This window comes from Acidisarcina sp. (assembly GCA_035539175.1).
Lineage (GTDB): Bacteria > Acidobacteriota > Terriglobia > Terriglobales > Acidobacteriaceae > JANXZS01.
Genome location: DATLIY010000007.1, coordinates 1027349 through 1042950 on the forward strand (window position 1 = coordinate 1027349; position 15602 = coordinate 1042950).

The 15602-nt window shown below is 61.1% G+C and carries 15 protein-coding genes; 12 read left to right on the top strand and 3 right to left on the bottom strand.

Annotated features, from left to right (window positions below):
• The first annotated feature begins 149 nt into the window (after positions 1-149).
• The 6 genes from VM554_07020 to VM554_07045 all read left to right on the top strand — a co-directional run bounded on the left by VM554_07020 (position 150) and on the right by VM554_07045 (position 6046).
• Entirely contained in the window at positions 150-1046 is an 897-nt protein-coding gene (locus VM554_07020) for a hypothetical protein (protein ID HVJ08117.1), read from the top strand.
• A gap of 201 nt (positions 1047-1247) precedes the next feature.
• Positions 1248-2777 carry a 30S ribosomal protein S12 methylthiotransferase RimO gene (rimO, locus tag VM554_07025; protein HVJ08118.1) on the top strand — a complete coding sequence of 510 codons (1530 nt, stop codon included), beginning with the start codon at positions 1248-1250 and terminating at the stop codon, positions 2775-2777.
• Between the two features lie 32 nt (positions 2778-2809).
• Positions 2810-3043, top strand: a complete 234-nt coding sequence (yacG, locus tag VM554_07030) for a DNA gyrase inhibitor YacG (protein HVJ08119.1) — start codon at positions 2810-2812, stop codon at positions 3041-3043.
• Complete coding sequence (locus VM554_07035) at positions 3036-3524, top strand: phosphatidylglycerophosphatase A (GenBank protein ID HVJ08120.1); 489 nt, start codon at positions 3036-3038, stop codon at positions 3522-3524. Before yacG ends, VM554_07035 begins: the two co-directional genes overlap by 8 nt.
• A gap of 58 nt (positions 3525-3582) precedes the next feature.
• Complete coding sequence (locus VM554_07040) at positions 3583-4626, top strand: hypothetical protein (GenBank protein ID HVJ08121.1); 1044 nt, start codon at positions 3583-3585, stop codon at positions 4624-4626.
• A 175-nt stretch (positions 4627-4801) separates the two neighbouring features.
• The gene (locus VM554_07045; protein ID HVJ08122.1) at positions 4802-6046 is read left to right on the top strand and encodes a competence/damage-inducible protein A; all 1245 of its coding nucleotides are present in this window, start codon (positions 4802-4804) and stop codon (positions 6044-6046) included.
• A gap of 59 nt (positions 6047-6105) precedes the next feature.
• On the opposite strand, the gene VM554_07050 is transcribed toward VM554_07045, so the two are convergent.
• Positions 6106-7926: a hypothetical protein gene (locus tag VM554_07050; GenBank protein ID HVJ08123.1), complete on the bottom strand. Its 1821-nt coding sequence runs from the start codon at positions 7924-7926 to the stop codon at positions 6106-6108.
• Between the two features lie 263 nt (positions 7927-8189).
• Here VM554_07050 and plsY point away from each other — a divergent pair, with 263 nt between their 5' ends.
• The 4 genes from plsY to ftsY all read left to right on the top strand — a co-directional run bounded on the left by plsY (position 8190) and on the right by ftsY (position 12185).
• On the top strand, positions 8190-8834 hold the full coding sequence (gene plsY / locus VM554_07055) for a glycerol-3-phosphate 1-O-acyltransferase PlsY (protein HVJ08124.1): 645 nt from the start codon (positions 8190-8192) through the stop codon (positions 8832-8834).
• Complete coding sequence (locus tag VM554_07060) at positions 8831-9838, top strand: NAD(P)H-dependent glycerol-3-phosphate dehydrogenase (protein ID HVJ08125.1); 1008 nt, start codon at positions 8831-8833, stop codon at positions 9836-9838. Before plsY ends, VM554_07060 begins: the two co-directional genes overlap by 4 nt.
• A gap of 189 nt (positions 9839-10027) precedes the next feature.
• Positions 10028-11041 carry an HD domain-containing phosphohydrolase gene (locus VM554_07065; protein ID HVJ08126.1) on the top strand — a complete coding sequence of 338 codons (1014 nt, stop codon included), beginning with the start codon at positions 10028-10030 and terminating at the stop codon, positions 11039-11041.
• A gap of 184 nt (positions 11042-11225) precedes the next feature.
• Positions 11226-12185, top strand: a complete 960-nt coding sequence (gene ftsY, locus VM554_07070) for a signal recognition particle-docking protein FtsY (GenBank protein HVJ08127.1) — start codon at positions 11226-11228, stop codon at positions 12183-12185.
• Positions 12186-12331: 146 nt separating this feature from the next.
• On the opposite strand, the gene VM554_07075 is transcribed toward ftsY, so the two are convergent.
• The gene (locus tag VM554_07075) at positions 12332-12511 is read right to left on the bottom strand and encodes a hypothetical protein (protein HVJ08128.1); all 180 of its coding nucleotides are present in this window, start codon (positions 12509-12511) and stop codon (positions 12332-12334) included.
• 2 nt (positions 12512-12513) lie between these two features.
• Here VM554_07075 and ribD point away from each other — a divergent pair, with 2 nt between their 5' ends.
• Complete coding sequence (ribD, locus tag VM554_07080) at positions 12514-13650, top strand: bifunctional diaminohydroxyphosphoribosylaminopyrimidine deaminase/5-amino-6-(5-phosphoribosylamino)uracil reductase RibD (protein ID HVJ08129.1); 1137 nt, start codon at positions 12514-12516, stop codon at positions 13648-13650.
• A gap of 11 nt (positions 13651-13661) precedes the next feature.
• Here ribD and VM554_07085 read toward each other — a convergent pair whose 3' ends face one another.
• Positions 13662-14870 (bottom strand): MFS transporter, encoded by a 1209-nt coding sequence (locus tag VM554_07085; protein ID HVJ08130.1) that lies wholly within the window; start codon positions 14868-14870, stop codon positions 13662-13664.
• Between the two features lie 47 nt (positions 14871-14917).
• Between VM554_07085 and VM554_07090 the strand changes: the two genes are divergently transcribed.
• Positions 14918-15598, top strand: coding sequence for a riboflavin synthase (locus tag VM554_07090; GenBank protein ID HVJ08131.1), 681 nt, complete (start codon positions 14918-14920; stop codon positions 15596-15598).
• Positions 15599-15602: the final 4 nt, after the last annotated feature.

Here is a 15602-nt window from a genome sequence, read left to right on the forward strand (position 1 = left end):
CGAAGTACAGCCTTGAAGTGCGTCTTTGTGGATCCGGGAATTTGAGCGGCGGCTTTTAGCTTTTCCTGCGGGCTGCCGATAGAGGTAGGGAGAGAAAGTTTTCTCTTCAATCTTCATTCATTTTCATAGAGGGCGGAACCCGCTACAGAATGAAATCAAGAATCCTCGGTACAGCTATCCTGACCATGCTTCTCTTCGACAATAGCGGACTGTCGCAAAGCCTGTCCGGACGACGAGCCGCTTATTCAGCTTCAACCTCAGATGCCTCATTTCAGTCGCTGCACGCTTTCAGCTCGAGTCGTGACCGCGCTGCCGACGCAGACTCCGCCGCGGCAACTTCTGCAATTCTTCCTGCTCCCAGCACTGGTATACCCCAAGCCATTCGTCCCTTTTCGAGGATTGGCATTGACTCGCACGTAGGACTTGGCGGAGTTGGATTCGATGTAGCAACGCCTCTCTCCAGGAAGTTCAATCTTCGCGCCGGCTCAGACTTCTTCAGCTACTCCACCTCCTTCCAGGAGCAGGGAGCGAATGTCGCCATCGACTTCCGTCTGCGATCCGGGCACGCATCTCTGGATTGGTTTCCATTCGGCGGGCGGTTTCGCTTGAGCCCGCAGGTCGTCTTCGCAAACAACAACCGGATGCAGGCGACCGCAGTGATTCCCCCAGGCAGCACAGTGACCTTGAACGGCCAGGATTACGTCAGCAGTGCAACCGACCCGCTGCACGGAAGCGGATCGGTCGATTTTCGCAGGACTTCGCCTGGCTTTACCCTTGGGTTCGGCAATATCGTCCCGCGCAAACGGAGTCACATAAGCATCCCTACAGAACTTGGGTTCTACTATGTGGGCCAGCCCGGATTGAAGGTTAACTTCAGCGGCAGCGCGTGCGATCCTACGCTGCCACCGGCCATCGGATGTCAGCCTGTTATGCAGGACGCGGGCTTCCAGAAGAATCTCGCAGCATTTATAGCGCGCAACAACAACAATCTGAGCTACGCATCGTTCTTTCCGGTTCTCTCGGTAGGCTTCGGCTATATGTTCTAGCGCATCTCCATCGCGCATCGTCATTGCAGGTTCCCGAGCGACCAGCCATCCGCGAGGGAACCTGACGAATGCTTACGGGCAGCAATTGCGCCAGGCTGGGCCCGACTCTACTCCCTGACCCGACCTCGGCCGACCTCTGACCAAGCCCCTGACTCAGCCGCTGACCAAGCCGAAGACCGGCGGCTCCGTTAGAATAGTAGGGTGAAGCATCTTCCCCAGAAACCTGCAATCGACGCGACAGACGCTCTGCCGAGTCCCTCCATCGACCTCGCCCAACCTGGCTCCGCAGCGCCGGTGAAGGTGGGCTTCGTCAGCCTTGGCTGTCCTAAGAACCTGGTGGACAGCGAAGTGATGATGGGTCTGCTGAACCAGGCCGGGGCACAGATGACCTCGTCTCCCGAGAACGCCGATGTGCTGGTGGTGAACACCTGCTCGTTCATCGACTCGGCCAAGCAGGAGTCGGTGGACGCGATTCTGGAGATGGCGCAGCACAAGGCGACCGGTGCGGGCAAGAAGCTGATTGTGGCTGGCTGCCTGGTGGAGCGCTATCGCGATGAGATTCGCAGGAACATCCCCGAAGTGGACGCCGTGGTGGGCACAGGCGAGTTGGAGCAGATCCTGGCAGCCGCGGGGTTGCAGCGGCCCATGCTCAACCAGGCGCCATCGCCCTTCAACATCCTGACCGCTGCCGAGTCTTCGCGGGCAGAGGGAGATCTGCGCGAGCAGCAAGGCCGCTTTGCGCGCACGGAGTGGGACGGCGCAGCGCCTGCGCTTCCGAAGTACCTCTACGACGAAACGACGCCGCGGCTGCTGGCAACGCCGCGCTCCTCCGCCTACATCAAGATCGCCGAGGGCTGCGATCATCCCTGCAGCTTCTGCGTTATTCCCAATCTGCGCGGCAAGTTTCGCTCGCGCCGCTTTGAGTCGGTGGTGACAGAGGCGCAGCGGCTGGTGGCGCAGGGCGTGCAGGAGATTACGCTGGTGGGTCAGGACACCACCTGCTACGGCGAGGATCTTGGCATGAAGGACGGCCTGGCGCTGCTGCTCGACAGGCTGGCACGCATCGAAGGGCTGCGGTGGCTGCGCTTCCTCTACGCCTATCCCAATAAGATCACCGGGAAGCTGCTGGAGACCATCGCGCTGCACCCGAACATCTGCAAATACCTGGATGTGCCGTTGCAGCACGCCTCGCCGGCAGTGCTGAAAAACATGAAGCGCGGCGCAGGGGCGGAGATCTTCCTGAAGACGCTGGAGAAGGTTCGCGCCACCGTGCCGGGAATCGCGCTGCGGACCTCATTTATCGTCGGCTTCCCCGGCGAGACGGATGCCGACTTCGCCGTATTGAGCGACTTTGTGCGGGAGGCGCGGTTTGACTGGCTCGGAGTCTTCAGCTACTCGGATGAAGACGGGTCAAAGGCCTTCCACCATGAAGACAAGGTGGTGAAGCGCACGATTGAGGCCCGGCGGCGGGCTCTGATGCGCCTGCAAAAAGGCATCAGCAAAAAGGCGAAGAAGCAATGGGTAGGCCGCACGCTGGACGTATTGGTTGAAGGCGAATCCGAGGAGACCTCGATGCTGTGGGAGGCTCGTTCGCAGTTCCACGCACCGGAGATTGACGGCAAGATCTATATCAACGACTTCGGGGAGCAGGAAGAGCTGACGCCGGGAAACTTCTACCGCTGCGAGATCACCGAGGCGCATGAATACGATGTGGTAGGAAGGATCGTGTAACGCAGCAGGATACAGTTGGGTTGCCAGTCATCATGAACACAGCGAAAAAGAAAGCCGCAAAGAAAACTATTCTCCGTTGTCCTACGTGCCGAACGATCGTCACCATGAAGGACGAGGATTATCCGTTCTGCAGTGATCGTTGCCGGCAGATCGACCTGGGCAAATGGGCGAGCGGGGTGTACCGGATTTCATCGCCCATCCTTGACCCTGACGTGCTGGAAGATCTGCCTCCTTCAGCGGAGAAGAGTTCGAGCAACGATGAGTAGGTTCCCGGGACTGAAGACGCGTTGGGCATGGGTCGTGGGAACCTTCTTTGGCGCGGGGCTGGGTAAACCGGGGCCCGGGACATGGGGCTCCATAGCAGCGCTGTTGCTGTGGTGGCTGCTGGCGCATTTTGCCGCTCCGTCGACGCTGCACCTTGCCCTGATTACCGCCGCGGCTGCGTTGCTGGCGACCGTGATTGGGATTCCGGCGGGAACCATCGTGGCCCGGGAGACGGGCCGCGAAGATCCGGGCCACGTGGTAGTGGATGAAGCAGTGGGCCAGTGGATCGCACTGATCGCCTGCCCGGTGGACTGGCGACACCCCTTGCTGGCGCTGCTGCTGTTTCGCGCTTTTGACATTGTGAAACCGTGGCCTGCGCGGCAACTGGAAAATCTGCCGGGCGGATGGGGCATCATGCTCGATGATGTAGCCGCCGGGCTGTATGCTTTGCTTATCTTGCAGTTTGCCCGCCATTGGTTTTAGCGCAATGATTTTTTGAGCGCACCGGGCCAACGGCACGGATGGGAATGACGGGACCGAGATGACCTTTCTGAATCGCGAACGGAACACAACGCTGCGGCCGGTGCTTGACGCAGTCGTGCCCGGAGCAGCCTTGCCGGGTGGAGAAGTAGAGCTTCGGGGAGCAAACCTGGGGCCGATCGACTCCCGAATCCCAACCGCCCTGGTGGACGGGTCGGCGGCGGCAGTGCTGCTGAGCCGCTCGCAACGCATGATCGTCCGCGTGCCGGAGACCCACGGCGCAGGAGAGGTGCGGATTCAACAGGGCGAGGTGCACAGCAACCCGCTGGAGTTGAAGGTTGCACAGTTGCTGGCCGAGGGTGTGCATGCCGTCGGCAATCCGGTGATCGATGTTGCGGGAAATGTCTACGTCACCTTCTCCGGGCCTCGCGGGCAGCAGACGCCCGTCTCGGTCTTCAAGGTGACGCCGGATGGCGAACCGGAGAGCTTTCTGACGGGCGTGATGAACGCTACCGGACTGGCATTGGATCCAGCGGGTTATCTCTATGTTTCGTCGCGGCACGAAGGCACGGTGTATCGCGTGTCGCCAGAGGGCGCTGCTTCGCTGTACTCCGAAGGAATGGGCGTGGCTACCGGGCTGGCCTTCGACGAAAAGGGTGATCTGTATGTTGGGGACCGCTCCGGCACTATCTTCAAGATTTCGCGGGACCGGCAGATCTTCGTCTTTGCCACGCTGGAGCCGAGCGTAGCGGCCTACCACCTTGCCTTTGGACTGGATGGCACGCTCTTTGTAACCGGGCCAACCACTTCGAGCCACGACAACGTATATGCGATCGACCGCGACGGGGCCACGCATGTCTATTACAGCGGCCTGGGACGCCCGCAGGGACTGGCGGTCGACACCCACGGCAACCTGTATGTAACAGCCTCGCTGGGGGGCAAGCGCGGAGTCATCCGCATCACTCGTTCCGGAGAGGCATCGCTGGTGCTGGCAGGTTCCAATTTGGTAGGGCTGGCCCTGGGCCGCGATGGAATGATGGTCCTGGCTACCGGCACCGCCGTTTATCATGTTTTCCTGGGGATTGAGGGCCTGCGCTTCTTCTAGTCTCAGCCTGGCAGGAGCATGGTGCGTTTCAGGGAAAAGGGGCTGGCCTGCAAGACATTGCTGTTTTTTGTCCAGAAATCCCTGGCTCCAGTGGTAGCATCCTGCGTTGGTTGTGAATTGGGTCGAGCGTAAGAAAACGGATCGGCCCAAATTTATCAGGTACAGATCGGCCCAGATGAACTGTGAAATCATCGCCGTCGGATCAGAACTTCTGACGCCGTACCGGCAGGACACCAACTCCCTCTTTGTCACCGACCGCTTGTACGGGCTGGGCGTGCGCGTCATCTTCAAGACGATTGTGGGAGACCGGAAGGATCACCTGGTTGACGCCATCCAGACAGCGCTGCGCCGGGTTGACATCCTGATCCTGACCGGAGGCCTGGGGCCTACGGAAGACGACCTGACACGGCCAGCGGTAGCCACCGCGCTGAAGATTCCGCTGAAGCGCGACCCTGAGATTGTGGCCAAGCTGTATGCCCGCTTTGCGGCGAGGCGCACGCAGATGACGCCGAATAATACGCGGCAGGGCGACAGGCTGGAGAACGCAACCATCCTCGACAATCCGAACGGAACGGCTCCAGGGCAGTGGCTGGATACGGTGTATGGCGGTCATCGCAAGCTGGTGATTTTGTTGCCGGGTCCACCGTCGGAGTTGCAGCCCATGTTCGACAATGAGTGCATGCCGCTGCTGCAGTCCACGCTGCCGCCGCGCTTTATTGCCCGCCGGACGCTGAAAGCGGCGATGATCGGCGAATCCGCGGCAGATGCGCGGATCGCTCCCATCTACCAGAAATACGGAGACGTGGAGACGACGATCCTGGCGGGTACCGGAGATATCCAGATCAATCTGCTATGCGCGAAGAAAGCGATGGACCTGGCGCAGCATCGCGTGGACGAGCTGGCGGAGAAGATCGAAGAGGAGTTGGACGACTCGATCTACTCCTCGCAGGCGGAGACGCTGGAGCAGATCGTCCTCTACTACCTGGAAATGCGCGGAGCGACTCTGGCCGTGGCGGAAAGCTGCACCGGTGGGCTTATGTCCGAGCGGCTGACAAGGATCAGTGGCAGTTCCAGATCGTTCCTCGGTGGAGCAGTCGTCTACAGCAACGACCTGAAGACAGAGTTTGCCGACGTTCCGCGGACGCTGATTGACGACTACGGCGTGGTCAGCGGTGAAGTAGCGGAAGCCATGGCCGACGGCATCCGCGAGCGCGTGGGAGCAACCTTCGGCTGCGGCATCACCGGCATCGCAGGCCCCGGCGGAGGCACGGAAGAGAAGCCCGTGGGGCTGGTATATATTGCCGTCTCCGATGGGAAACACACCGATGTGCTGGAGAAGCAATTCAGCGGAGACCGCGAACGCGTTCGCCAGTGGGCAACGCAGCAGGCACTGGACATGGTGCGCCGCCGCCTGATGTAGCGGCCGTCTGATGTAACGAAGGAGGCCGCCAGCTTCCCGGCGGCCCCCGGAAATGCAGCCTACTTTATCTGCAAACGCGAGATGCGCGTGTCCCAATTCCCCAGCTTGGCGCGGGTAGCACCGCAGGTAGAGTCGGCCATCCATTGGGCCAGCGTGCAACTCTGCCCAATGTATTCACTGGCGAGCCAGATATCATTGCCGGTCGCCACCGCCGCTCCGTAGTCGCCCCAGCGCGGACGATTCGAGTACTGCGGATAACCGGTAAATCCGTCCGATGGCCCCACCCCGGCGGCCGCAAGTTGTACAGTGCCCGCGCCGGCAATCGCATCGACCGAGGCGTATCCCGCAGAGGGGTAGAAGTCCGGTCCGGTAAGTGTAAACGCCATTGCGCCCCTCCCGTTCGCTGTCGCGGCAATCGCCGGGTACGTCACGTTGTTATTGGGCACGGCGAGGTAGCCCTGCGTCATAACATGACCACTGTTTGGGTTGAGAACGAAGTATGCAGCCCCAGCCAGCGCGTGAATCCCGTCAAAGGTCACGCCGGTGTCCAGCGCCGCCCACAGCCTGCCATTGGCGTAGTACACCTGCTGCATGCGCGAGTCGTTGCTGTCGAGCCTCGATTCAGGGTCGCCCAGCGACTGACCCAGCGGATAATCGCCAGCCTTCTGCGTGGAGGACGGCGGCACAGCGTAACCGTTGACGGCAACGAAGCGATTGCCAAGGATGAGTTGCGGATTGCCGCTGTCAAGCGAGGAGGTGTTCGTCAGGCTCCACTGGCGAAGCCGGTTATCAAACTGACTGTCAAAGAAGACTGCATCCGAACTCAGCAGAAATTCTGTTCCGCCGGAGTTGGTGTCATATTGCATGGCAGCCGAGACGGCAGGCCATACCGTAAAGCCCGGCAGCCCATTGGAATCGAGAGAATCCGCAGTGTTGAAGAGCACCGTCGAGACCGGCCCGCCAGCAGCAAGCGCGCGCTTTGACATGGCATAAATCTGCGCCCCGTTAAATCCTGACCCGAACAGCGAAAACTCGTTCGTGGTGATGTAGAAGCCGTAGGCGTCGGCACCGATGTGGGGATAATCTCCGAAGCAAAAGCCCTGGTCGCAGTGGTGGTCCGGCGTGCCGTTGTTCCCATCGTTGGTGGTGTCGATCTTGTAGATCGTCCAGGAGCCGAGCGGATTCGATGAGTTGCTCACGGCGAGATCGAGATGGTTCCGGCCGGAGAGCGCGGAGGTGGTTCCCACGCGATCGAGCGTGACTACCACATGATAGAAGCGCTGTGTCTGTGCGTCGAAGTAACAGGAGGGGTCCGTGATTTCCGGGCCATATTGCCCCGTGTTTGGACCGGAACGGGTGATCGCCGGCGCGTACCCGTAAAAGGTATTCAGATCCACCGCGCCCATGAGCGGAGCGCCAGCGGTATCAAACACCCGGAGGACCTGGTTCACCGACTCCACCACGTAGCCGTTGCCGACACAGAGCCCCTGATCCGGCGGCTCCGTCGTGAACTGGTTGCCGCCATTGGCAAAGCGCTGCTGGTACAGATTCAGCCCGTCGAAACTGCCGGCCAGCACCGGATTGGACTTAAACTTCGGACCGCCGGGAATGCCGATAGGCACGCCTGCATGCTTCGCGATGGAACGGTTGATTGCGACCGCACCGGTGGCGTTGTTCGCACTGTCTGAGGTGAAGGCGGGATCGATCTCCGGGCCACCGACTGCGGTGCCCGTCTGCAAAGCGTCGACCGAAGTTGCTGCGGCTGGCCGGGTTGTTCCGGAGGGCTGGATGCGGGTTATGGTCTGCGCGAATCCGATCCCTGGCAAGGCGAGGACCAGGCCGGCCGTGATAACAAACCTGGAGAGGATTTGCTTCTTCATCTCTGATTGCTCCTGACATGGATTGTTGGATCGGAACTCTTGTCATCCTGCGCGCAGTTGTCGCTTGTCATCCCGAGCGCAGCGAAGGATCTAAGACCGGGAAACATGATTTGCCTCAGAGGACCTGAAGTCAATACGCAAGAGTTTGCAGCATTGACACCACGGATTCCTCTCTACAGTCAGGTCTTCAGCACTGACCTTCCGGCCTTCGACGCCCCCGGACAACGGGCGATTGCCTCCCTGCTGATAGACTTACCAACGGAATGTTGGCAATACACTACTTCGTCCTTATTCTTACCGGGTATCTCCTGGGGTCGATCCCTTTTGGGTATCTTCTGGTGCGCTATGTGCGCCATGAGGATATCCGCGCCGTGGGCAGTGGCAATATCGGCGCCACCAACGTATTGCGCTCCGGCTCAAAGGGCCTGGGAGCATTGACGCTGCTGCTGGATGCAGCAAAGGGAGCGGCGGCGGTATTTGCCGGGGCATGGCTGGCGCGCAGCTACTTTGCGGGCAGCATCAACCCACGAGATGCGGCGGCGGTCGCCGGTCTCTTTGCCCTGCTGGGTCACGTCTTCCCGGTGTGGCTGCGCTTCAAGGGCGGGAAGGGAGTGGCTACGGGCTTAGGAGTCTTTCTCTTCCTGCTACCGCTGGCCTCGCTCGGCTCGTTCGTCGTCTTCGCAGTGGTCTTCGCCCTGTCTCGGTACGTCTCGCTGGCCTCGATCCTGGCGGCGATCGCGTTGCCTCCGCTTGGCCTGTGGCTGTACCCGGAATGGCATACTCCCTTGTTTCTATTGGCGCTGTTTCTGATGCCGGCGGTGATCATCGTCAAGCATCACCAGAACATTCGCCGTCTATTGACGGGCAGCGAGTTTCGCTTTGGCAAACCGAAAGGAAGTGCGGCATGAGCCGGATTGCAGTTCTAGGCAGCGGGGCGTGGGGAACCGCAATTGCGTTGAGCCTTACCCGGCGCGGTGGCCACGAAGTGACACTGTGGACGCATGCGCAGGAGATCTGCGACGACATAGTGGCGCGTGGCGAGAATGTCGACTTTCTGCCGGGCTTCCCTCTGCCGGAGGAGATTCGCATCACCGCCGACACCCGCGAGGCGGTAAGCGAAGCAGAGATTGTAGTCAGTGTGGTGCCGTCGGAGTTTCTGCGGCAGACCTACCGGCGCATTGCCCCATCCCTGCATGCGGGGCAGTTGCTCGTCAGCGCCACCAAAGGCGTGGAGGATGTGACCTTTCTGCGCATGACGGAGGTGATCCGCGCAACCCTGGCGGAGCAGGGCCTGAAGCTGGCCTGCGGAGTGCTGAGCGGGCCAACATTTGCCGCCGAAGTTGCCGCCGGATTCCCTACCGCGATCACGATTGCCTTTGACAACATGGCGCATGCGATACGCATCCAGAACGAGTTCAGCAGCCCGACGCTGAGGCTCTACACCAACGACGACGTGATTGGAGTGGAACTTGGCGGAGCGATCAAGAACGTGATCGCCATTGCCTGCGGCACGGTAGCCGGACTGGGCCTGGGCTACAACAGCGCCGCCGCGCTCATTACCCGCGGCATGGCGGAGATTACCCGGCTCGCCGTAGCCTGCGGCGCGCGCCGCGAGACGCTGGCAGGACTGTCGGGCATCGGCGACCTGGTGCTGACCTGCACCGGATCGCTCTCGCGCAACCGCACCGTGGGGTTTGAGCTGGGCAAAGGGCACAAGCTGCCAGAGATTCTTGCGCGACTGGAGGGCAAGGTGGCCGAGGGGGTGCACACCACCACTGCCGCCCTGGGCCTGGCGCAACGGCATGGCGTGGAGATGCCGATCACCGAGCAGATGGATTTGATTCTGCACCAGGGCAAGTCTCCGCTGGAGGCAATGCACGAGCTGATGAGCCGCCCCGGACGCGACGAATAGCCAGAATACGAGCGGGTATTCGCGGACGCACTAACTCCCGAGTAACTTACCGTTTCGTAACTTACTAGCGGGTTATCCGTTGGCGTGGCTACCCTCTTTGATCCCCCGTTTACGACTTTCGTGCGACTGGAAGGACAGGCAGTTCCCCTTAAACTTTTCTCATCCCGCAACTGGATGCGGCATGACTCCATGAAAAGCGTTTCGGCCTTCCGATTTCGGATTTTTCTGCCTTTGTTCCTCCTGCTGATCGCGACAAGCGCAATCAGCTCAGCGGCTGCTACGGCAGCCATTACCTCGGGGCACTCCGCCGTACTCTCCACCATGGTGGCGATCCTGACCAGTCTCGCAGTCTGCGCGCTGGCAAGCCAGATCGTCTCCAACGCTATCGCGCAGGAGAGCAGCAGAGTAGCAGCATCGATCAGCGAGCCTCCCGATCCGCCGCGGGGAGGACGCCGCGCGCCGCAAACGCTCTTTTTTGAAGAGGTAGCGGAGGCCTGGGAGAAGGCCGCTCTGCGCCTGGAGCGCACCATCAACCAGGAGCGCTCGAAGGCGATCCAATCGCGCGCGGATCTAAACGAGTTTCTCTGTACCGTGGCCAAGGCCACCGAGGAGCGCTCCCCGTTCCTGCGCGGGCACGCCGAGCGGGTTGCCGCCTACGCGGCGGGCATCTCCGAAGAATTTGAACTGGGCGAAGAACTGACCGAGCGCATCCGGCTGGCGGCGATGGTTCACGACATCGGCATGATCGGCATCGGAGAGGCGGCGCAGAAGAAAGGCCGTCTGCTGGCGGTTCAGGAATTCGAGATTCTGCGGGCACACCCCTCTCGAGGAGCGGCCATTCTGCGCTCCGTCGAGTCCTTGAGCGACCTGGTTCCCGCGGTGGAGCTGCACCATGAAGCACCGGACGGAAGCGGCTATCCCTACGGATTGACGGAAGACGACATCCCGCTGGCAGCGCGCATCCTGGCCGTGGCGGATACCTTCGACACGCTGATCAGCGCCGATCCTCACCAGCCGGGGATGAGCGTTAGCGAAGCGCTCGACGTGATGGATGATCTTGCAGGAGCACGTCTGGATCGCAGAGTTGTAGACGCCTTGCTTCGCTATCTGGAGCGCGAGGCCCTCCAGCCCCACGGCGATGCCGGCAGAACCCCGGTGGATTTTCTGGAACAGAAGATGGCGGCAGAGGCAGGCAGAAGCTAAGAACGATCCGCGGAGAGGCGCGCCGGCCCCGGTCCCTTTTCACCTGGCGGCCTCTTTACTCATGGAATACCCTGTTTCCGCATGAAGGCTCCTGCGCTGGGAGCTGCCCTGTGCCTGGTCGACTGCAGGCCAGCTTCTGTGTCTTGATACACTCAAGGCGGACGAGCAAAGGGATTCCGTCGGAATGATTCAAACGCTGTTTGGCAGTCTTAGCGAGGAGCCGGAAAAGAAATCCATCTTCGAACGCATGAAACAGGCCGTCTCCCGCACGCGGGAGAACCTGGAGGAGCGGATCGAAGGCGTTATCGCTCTGACCCGCGAGGTCGACGAGGCCACGCTGGATGAGCTGGAGCTGAGCCTGATCGCCTCCGATCTCGGCGTCGGCACGACCGAAGAGATCCTGAAGACTCTGCGGGACCATGCCAAGCGCCAGCAGATACGCGACGGCGCGGAGCTCCGGCAACTGCTCAAAACAGAGATCAAAGCTATCCTCGACGAGCAGGCGCGGCCAGTCGCCACCGTCAGCGGGCCAGAGATCATCCTGATGGTAGGGGTGAACGGCACCGGCAAAACCACCACTTCGGGCAAGCTGGCCGCACTCTATCGCAGCCAGGGGAAAAGCGTGCTGCTGTGCGCCGCCGACACCTTCCGCGCTGCTGCGATTGAGCAGTTGGAGGTATGGAGCGAACGCAGCGGAGTGGAGCTGATCAAGAGCAAGCAGGGCGGAGATCCGACGGCAGTGCTCTTCGACGCGCTGCAGGTTGCCAAGGCTCGCAATTTCGACATCGTGATTGTGGATACCGCCGGACGGCTGCATACCAAGGGCGGCCTGATGGCCGAACTGGACAAGATGCGCCGCACCACGCAGCGGTTTATCGCCGACGCTCCCCATGAGGTGCTGCTGGTGATGGACGCCACCACGGGACAGAACGGACTGCAGCAGGCGCGACTGTTCACCGAGTCGGCGGGAGTGACAGGCATTGTGCTGACCAAGCTCGACGGCACTGCCAAGGGTGGCATCGCAGTGGCCATCGCACGCGAGCTGAAGCTGCCTGTCCGCTATGTAGGAGTGGGGGAGAAGATTGAGGATCTGCTGCCCTTTGACAGCGAGGCCTTCGCAGAGTCTCTGCTGGGCAACCGATGAGAAGCGCGGAAGAATGGGCATTTCCGCTGGCCCGCTCTTTTCAGGTTGGCGTGTTCAACCCATCAACAGAAAATTCTTTTCCGGATATCTGTCACGTCACTGAGACGAATCATCCTATCTAAGAATCGTTATTTATCTAGGAACCGTTATTCCATTGAAAGATGAACGGGATGAATCTCCAGCCGGATCACAACCAAATATTTGAGGGTCTGGCTGGATTTCCTTTTAGGGTCCGGCCGGATTCCTGGTTTGCTTTCTGCACGGTTGCGCCCTATGCGGCCGCCTGAGAAGAAACGATATCCCTCGAACGGAATGGAAGGGGCCATGCGTGTTCTCGATTGCCATAGATGATGAAGCGGATAAGGCCTGGATGGCGCGGGCTCTGTTGCAGGCGGAGATGGGCAACGGTCTGGCCTCGCCCAATCCGACGGTGGGTTGCGTGATCGTCAAGAACGGCCGGGCCATTGGAGAAGGGTTCCATGCCTATGCGGAGAAAGACCACGCAGAGATTGTGGCCCTGCGAAATGCCGGAGCCGAGGCGCGGGGCGCTACCGCGTATGTGACGCTGGAACCGTGCAGCACGCAGGGGCGAACTGGACCCTGCGCCGACGCGTTGATCGCTGCCGGAGTCGCGCGGGTGGTCGTGGCAACCAGAGACCCCAATCCTGAGGTGAATGGCGGCGGCATTGTGAACCTGGTTGCGGCCGGGATCCGCGTGACAGTTGGGGTCCGCGAAGCTGAGGCGCGGCGGCTGAACGATGCCTTTGCCCAATCCATCCGCACGGGCCTGCCGCTGCTGTCGCTCAAGGCAGGCTTGAGCCTGGATGGACGCATTGCTCCGGCAAGCGGCATCCACTCCGGCGGAGAGCCGTACTGGATTACCGGGGAAGAATCGCGCGCCGAGGTACACCGCATGCGGCACGCGTCGGATGCAATTCTGCTGGGTATCAACTCGGCGCTGGCGGACGATCCGCTGTTGACAGACCGCAGCGAGCTTCCCCGCCGCCGCCCCCTGCTGCGAGCCATCGTGGATTCCCAGCTCCGGTTGCCGGTCGATTCCCGCCTGGTATGCTCCGCGGCAGGAGATCTGGTCGTCTTCTGCACCGCAAGTTCGACGCTTGAAAAGCAGGCACGCATCCAGGCGCTCCAGGACCGTGGCGTGCAGGTGGAGGAGATGGGCGACGGCGACCGCGTGCCCCTCAAGCAGGTTTTGACGTGGCTTGCCGGACTGCGCATGACCAGCGTGCTGCTCGAGGGCGGTTCTGTGCTGAATACACAGGCCCTGCGCGAGGATCTGGTGGACAAAGTCAGCCTGTTCTATGCGCCGAGGTTTCTGGGCGGGGATGCGGTTCCCTTGATCGGCGGTCTGGAAGGAAAGCGGATCACGCTGAAGCACACGGAGATGGTGCGCTTCGACGAAGACGTGCTCATACGGGGTTTGATTCACGATCCCTGGGCAGACTGAGCTTCGCCTGACTAAGCTTCGTCTATCTGGCGGGATTGGGTTGCCCGCCGATAGATCGCCACCGTGAGCAGGATGCCGCCGACACACATGACTGCGGCAAAGAGAAATATCCCCGAATACCCATAGCCGCTGATGATCAGCCCGGCAATTGGGCCGGTAATCCCCATCGCGAGATCCATGAAGGCGTTATAGAGACCAAGCGCGGACCCGCTATTCGCTGGTGACACGGTCCTGACCGCCTCCACCCCAAGCGCGGGAAAGACCAGGGCAAAGCCGGTGCCGGTAAGCCCCGCGCCGAGCAGAGCCACCGACGAGGTCGAGGCAAGCCACAGCAGTACCAGGCCCACCGTTTCCACCGCCAGCGAAACCAGTGCGACCGGGAAGCCTCCCCGGCGTTCGATGCTGCGAGCAAAAAGCAGCCGGGTGGCGATAAAGCACAGCCCGAAGACCGAGAGCGAGAAGGCGGCGTTGTTCCATTGGCGATTGGCGTAATAGAGCGTGATGAAAGACGCGATGGCGCCGAAGCCGACTGTCCCCAGGGCGAGGCTCATGCCATGCGGAAAGACCTTGCCCAGAACATGTTGGAAGGTCAGGCTCTCCCCCTTGATGACGCGGACAGCTGCGATTTTCGCCGCCAGCACATAGCCCGCGAACGAGAGGATCAGAACCAGCACTGCCAGCGAGCCAAGACCAAACCGGCCGTTTACCCAGACACCGACGGGCGCTCCGATGGCGAGCGCGCCGTAGGTGGCAATGCCGCTCCAGGAGATCACCTCCGCCGTGTGCTCCTGCCCCACGCGCCCCATACCCCAGATCGTGACGCCCGTAGCAGTACAGCTTTCCCCTGCTCCCAGCAGAAGGCGGCTGGCCAGAAGCAGCAGCAGGGAGAGAAGCGGGCGATGGCGCAGCAACGCGGCAAGTAACAGAACGGCTCCGCTGCAGGTGGTGTACACCTGGCCTTTCATCACCGTACGCTTGGCTCCCAACGTGTCGCCCATATGGCCTGCCCATGGCCGGGTGACCAGCGTGGCAACGTACTGCATGCTGATGGCAAGGCCCGCCATCAACGGCATGTATCCCAGGTCCAGATGGACGAAGGAAGGCAGCACGGCAAGCTGGATCCCAATGCACAAATAGCAGAGAAAGCTGAGAAAGGCCGTCCTGACAATGCGCCGCGTGAGCGCGATATGCTCCTCGCTCTGTTGGTCCGCTAACGTCATATACGTAAGGTCATATGCTGTAAGTCACCTGCGATAAGCTTAGAGATATGTTTACAGGATTGGTAGAGCAGACAGGGACCATCGTCAGTGTGGAGGAGCGCTCCGGAGCAAGACGGATCACCGTAGCCGCCCCGGGACTCGCTTCGCGTCTCCGCGAGGGCGACAGCGTTGCGGTGAGCGGAGTCTGCCTGACGGCTCTCGACATCGAGCCGGAGGCCGATCCTCCCGTCTTCCATGCCGACCTGGCGCAGGAGACGGTAAACCGCACTTCGCTGGCGGTCCTGCAACCGGGATCGGAGGTCAACCTGGAGCTGCCCACCGCCGCAGGAAGTCCTCTCGGAGGGCATGTGGTTCAGGGCCACGTGGATGGTGTCGGCAGCCTGGTATCGCTCGAACAGGTTTCCGATGAGGCAGACCCCGCACTGGCCGACTGGTGGCTGAAGGTGACGGTTCCGGAAAACGTGACCCGCTTCATGATCGAGAAGGGATCGATCGCCATCGAGGGCATCAGCCTGACCATTGCCAGCTTTGAGCCGGGCCTGCCGGAAGGAGATGTGGTCACGGTCGCAATCATTCCCCACACCTACCTGGCAACGAATCTGCACACCATGCGGCCGGGCCGGCCCGTAAACATTGAAGCCGATGTGCTGGTGAAGTTTGCCGCGCAGCAGAAACGCGTGCCTGAGTTCGATCTGACTGAAGACTTTCTGCTCGCACAGGGGTATTGATCCT